Origin of the sequence: Streptomyces sp. NPDC013187 (assembly GCF_042899705.1) — a bacterium.
In the GTDB taxonomy this organism is placed as follows: domain Bacteria; phylum Actinomycetota; class Actinomycetes; order Streptomycetales; family Streptomycetaceae; genus Streptomyces; species Streptomyces hawaiiensis_A.
The window spans coordinates 1-5154 of the sequence record NZ_JBIBAF010000041.1 but is presented as its reverse complement, the minus strand read 5'-3'; the positions used below and the strand labels follow the sequence as shown (position 1 = coordinate 5154).

Genomic DNA, 5154 nt, shown 5'->3' with positions numbered 1-5154 from the left:
GCTCGGCGTGAAGCTCACCACGCTGCGCCCCGAGCAGGCCGAGTACATCGGCGTGAAGGTCGAGGGACCGTTCAAGCCGGACCACTACCGCTACTAGCCGTATCTTTCTCCCACGCTGTCGAAAGGCCCGGGGGCCCGTACCGACGGGTGCAGTTGCCTCGACGACCGAGCGAACTGGGTGTCGTACGACTCCCGGGCGAACAGACGCGGGACTCCACTCGGTCAGACGGCCTCAGTCGAGTACTCGGTGAAGCGATGGATGCTCTGCGGATTCAGCCGGTAGCCGGGGCGGCCCTGGATCACGGCGTCCTGGGCCATGTCGTAGTCCGTCACTTCGCTGAAGCGCTCCTGACAGGCGCTACGGAATCGGCGTACCGTCTGCGCGAGCGCCGCTGAGGTTCGGTTCGTGCGGTCCGACAGCTCGGCGGCGGAAAGGAAGGGGACAGCGGTTCCCTGCACGACGCTCTCCGAGAAGTCCCGGCCCAGTACGCGGAGGGTGTCGATGAGCGGTTGCGGCGCGTTCTCGTGCACGGTGACCCCTTCCACCGACAACAGCCGGTCATAGAGCGTCACCTCGAGCCGGTCGGGCTGCGGCAGCTGCTCTTCGCCCAGGTCCAGGGAGAGGAACTCCGGCACGAGATGGCCGGCCCTCAGCCCGATGTACCGGCTGAGCAGTTGTCGTCGCTCCGTACTGCGCGGCGCCTGCAGGTAGTCGGCCACGGCACCCAGGATGTCCGGCAGGGTCGGCCGCAGATCCGGCAGGTAGCGCGTGATCCAGTCCACCGACTCACCCCTGCCGTGCAGCCGGGAGTGCAGTACGGCGGTGTCCAGCAGGACGAGGGAGGCGCAGGTGTGCAACTCGGCGTACTTCAGACGGTCGTGCAGCGTCGCAGCCGTGTCGATGAGCACGTTGGGCCGCACCCTGACACGGTACGTACGCAGCATCCGGTGCCACTGTTCGTACGCCGTGAGATGCACGTTCCACTTCTCTGGGGACTCCAGGTACCTGTCGGCGAGGTGACGGAACATCCTCGGGTAGGGCGACTGCTGATAGGTGCCCCAGCCGAAGGAGAAGGTGTCGAGCGCCGCGTCGAAATCGCGCTGCACACCGTACCGGCAGGCCGAGATGAGGAACTCGCTGGTGCGCACGTAGCGCATGAGGAGTTCGCGGTCGCGTCGGGTCAGCTCGGTCGGGCGCAGGGCGGCTGACTCCACGAACGTGCTGTAGTCGCCGCTCTGCACGTCACCCAGGTGGAAGGCGAACGACCGCCCCGCCTCCGGTGCGACGACCGGGTGGGCTTCGAGCACCTTCTCCACATAGGTTCGCTGCGCCTCGAGCTCGGCGTGTGCTTCTTCCTTGCGCCCGGCGAGCAGATGGGCGATGACGAGATCCGTGTGAAGCCAGGACGCGTCCGCGTAGTAGCCGTACTTCCGGTAGCGCTCCAGCGAGTCCCTGAAGAGCGGCAGCGCACGCTCCGGGTCGTTCTCGGCGGCGGCGTCCAGACCATCGCGCCACAACACGAAGGAAACGCGGGAGAACGACTCGGGCTTCCCTTCGAGTCCGGTCTCTTCCGCGAGCCGGGCGAATGCGGACGGGAACATGGAGTCGGCGTATTTCGCCCACCCCTGGCTGAGGTGGTCGGCCACCTCCACCAGCAGGTCGAACGAGCGCTCACGTACCGCACGGTCGAGGAGTTCGATCAGCTCCCGGGTCCGCGGCAGGATCCTTCCGGTGTAGAAGAAGGAGGTGTTGACGTATTTGTCCGCCGTGGCCAGCACCACGGGCGCTGCCGAGGTGCCGCCCGCCATGCGGGCGCACAACTCACCGAGCAGCAGCAGGAGCGCGACGTCATGCTCGTTCGCCTGCCGCAGCTCGGTTGCGGGCACGTCCAGCACGTCTGTCATCACGACCTGGCGGCCGCCCGCGACATGCTCCCCAAGTGCCTGATAGCGCTCGACTACGCTGCTCATCTCCGCTGTCCCATCCGTTGCCTCACCCATGCGCGGTGGCCTCCGACTACCGGGTTCCCGTGACCTTCGCCAGATCGGACGGTTGTCCGGCACATCCTGGAGGGGGCCACGCCGGCTGTCTCCAGCACATTCGCCGCCGCTGACGGTGCCTTCGAACCGGTCTCGAAGCGCCCCGATGCTGCGCGAGTGTTCAACGGGTGTTGTCCGCCGTGACACGTTGCCGCCTTCAGGATGTCATCCTAGGTGAGCTTGATGACAAGATCGCATCGAGGCGGGTTCAAGAGGTGTTCCTGGCTGCACCAAGAAGGCGTTTCGGCCGTGACGCCCTCGCGTACGGCGGGTGAGTCCCCGAGGGCCGGGCTGCGACCTGCCGACCAGGACCGTTGCGTCGAGACCCTACCCCAGAGTCGGATCTTCCACCAGGAATGGTGCAGGGCACAGCCTCGCCGCATCACGCCACAGTCCGGGGGGTCAGTCCGGCAGGGGCTGTTCGGCCCAGATCGTCTTGCCCTCCGCCGTGTGACGACTGCCCCAGCGCTCGGCGACCTGGGCGACGAGCAGCAGTCCGCGGCCGCCCTCGTCGAAGACCCGGGCGCGGCGCAGGAGCGGGGCGGTGCCGCTGCCGTCGGAAACCTCGCACACGAGGACGTCGGAGCGGATGAGGCGCAGCTCGATGGGAGCGTTGCCGTAGCGGATGGCGTTGGTGACCAGTTCGCTGACGATCAGCTCCGTGGGGAAATCGAGCTCGGCCAGCCCCCAGGCGGCCAGTTGTTCGCTCGCCATCCGGCGGGCCCCGGCGACGGCCGCGGGATCCACGGGCAGCCGCCAGACGCGTACCCGGTCGGTACCGAGACCACGGATCCGGGCCAGGAGCAGAACGATGTCGTCGGCGGCGGGCTCGGCCCGTACCTTGCGCAGCACCTCCTCGCAGGTCTCCTCCAGACCGGCGGCCGGGCGCCGCAACGCCTCGCTCAGCAGCTCCAGTCCGACGTCGATGTCACGGCCGGGGGTCTCGACCAGGCCGTCGGTGTAGAAGGCGAGCAGGCTGCCCTCGACCACGTCGATCCGGGCGGCCTCGAAGGGCATGCCGCCCAGGCCGAGCGGCGGCCCGGCGGGCAGGTCCAGCACCTGCACGGTCCCGTCGCGGTCCACCATGACGGGCGGCGGATGCCCGGCCCGGGCCATGTCGCACCGGCCGGCGACGGGGTCGTAGACGGCGTACAGGCAGGTGGCCCCGACCTCTGCCGAGGTTCCCTCCCCCTGCCCGCGTGTGTCCGGCCCTTCCTCCCGGTCGAGGCGGATGACCAGGTCGTCCAGGCGGGTGAGCAGCTCTTCGGGCGCGAAGTCGGCGTCGGCGAGCGTGCGGACCGCGGTGCGCAGGCGGCCCATCGCGGCCGAGGCGTGCACCCCTTGGCCCACGACGTCGCCCACCACGAGTGCGACCCGGCCCCCGGACAACGCGATGACGTCGAACCAGTCGCCGCCGATCTCGTCGCCCGAACCGGCGGGGAAGTAGCGGTGGGCGAGGTCCAGCGCCTGCGCCCGGGGCGGCCCTGGCGGCAGAAGGCTGCGCTGGAGGGTGATCGCGGTGTGGCGCTCGCGGGTGTAGCGGCGGGCGTTGTCGATGCTCACCGCCGCCCGTGCGGCGATCTCCTCGGCGAGGAGCAGGTCATCCTCGCCGAAGGCGTCCGCGGTGCGGTGCCGCACCAGGTGCATCACACCCAGGGTGACGCCCCGGGCGCGCAGCGGCACCATCATCACCGTGTGGATTCCGAACCTCCGGACGCTCTCGGCGCGTGCCGGGTGGGCCGTAGGCCAGTCGCCCAACAGCGGATCGCCCATCCGGTACACGGCGCCCCGCCCCGTGATCAGTGCCCGAGCAGGTGGCGAACTGGGCGGGCAGATGTCGATGCCGCCCTCCGGGACCACGGATTCCGGGCATCCCGGCAGCACCGACCGCTGCGCGGTACGGCGGAAGACGACCTGGGTGCCGGGCGGTGTCGGTTGCGGTTCATGGCCCTGGGCGACCGCGTCCAGCAGGTCGACCGTGACGAAGTCGGCGAAGCCGTCCACCGCCACCTCGGCCAGTTCCTCGGCCGTCCGGGTCACGTCCAGGGTGCTGCCGATCCGCGTACTGGCGTCGTTGAGCACCGCCAGGCGGCGCCGCGCCCAGTACTGCTCGGTGATGTCGATCACCAGGGCGGACATTCCCAGCGTCTCCCCCGCCGCGTTCTTCAGCGGGGAGAGGAAGACCGACCACGCGTGATCGCGGATCTCGCCGGAGGCCCGGAAGGGCTGTTCCTCGCGGACGATCATCTCGCCGGTGCGCACCACCTCTCGTTGCAGGCGGTCGATCTCGTCCAGGGGCGGGGTGGGGTAGATCTCCCACAGGGTCTTGCCCCTCATCTCGTCGGGGGTGAGCCCCATGGCACGGCTCATCACCTGGTTGCAGGTCACGAACCGCGCCTCACGGTCGTAGACGGCCACCGGCAGCGGAAGTTGCGCGAGCGTGAGGTCCCACAGCTCCGTGGGCTCCTCTTCGGTCGGCCCGGCAGGGTAGGTCGCGGCCGCCGGGGTGACGACCCAAGCGGTCCTGCCGCGCGCGTCCGCCAGCGGGGTGCCCCGGAGCTGCGCCTTGACGCGGCCCCCGTCCCGCTTCCGCAGTCCCACGTCACTCGTCCACGGTTCGCCGGCGGCCAGGTGGCGCCGCATCGCCACGGGCGGTTTCGCGGACAGCAGGTGCGCAGCCGGCCGTCCCACGACCTCCTCGGGCTCGTATCCGAGCAGCCGCCCGGCTCCCGCGCTCCACACCAGCACGGCACCGCGGGCGTCGATGACGACGGCGATGTCCTCCGGCGCCGACGCGCCCCCTTCTCCCGTGTTCGTGTCGGGTCGGTTGTCCATGGGGTGTCCCGACGTCGTTCCTGCCGCGCCCGGCACGGCCTTGTGCCACCCGTCACGGGCGGTGCCTTCAGCATCCCGCCGCGGCCCGCCTCGCTCAACCGGCGGCGTGGGCGCGCAGCACAAGGGCGCCTGACCAGGTCGGATCCGGTCAAGCGCCCTTGTCGCCGGCCGGCCTAGGGCCTGCCGTTTGGATCATGCCGGCGTCGCGGGGCGTGGCACGCACATCTGCCGCGTTGTCGTCGGTTGTCAACTCCCCCACGCTCGGCTGCGCTCGCGCGG

At 70.0% G+C, this 5154-nt stretch carries 3 protein-coding genes; 1 reads left to right on the top strand and 2 read right to left on the bottom strand.

The annotated features are described in order from the left end of the window. Window positions 1-97 (top strand): adenosylhomocysteinase (locus tag ACFY5B_RS39380; RefSeq protein WP_389980058.1); only part of this gene is annotated, 97 nt, incomplete at its 5' end. A 125-nt stretch (window positions 98-222) separates the two neighbouring features. On the opposite strand, the gene ACFY5B_RS39375 is transcribed toward ACFY5B_RS39380, so the two are convergent. Further along, the gene (locus tag ACFY5B_RS39375; RefSeq protein ID WP_389980056.1) at window positions 223-1971 is read right to left on the bottom strand and encodes a hypothetical protein; all 1749 of its coding nucleotides are present in this window, start codon (window positions 1969-1971) and stop codon (window positions 223-225) included. Window positions 1972-2442: 471 nt separating this feature from the next. Beyond that, a complete protein-coding gene (locus tag ACFY5B_RS39370) occupies window positions 2443-4875 on the bottom strand; it encodes a SpoIIE family protein phosphatase (RefSeq protein WP_389980053.1) in 2433 nt (810 codons plus the stop codon). Between the last annotated feature and the right edge of the window lie 279 nt (window positions 4876-5154).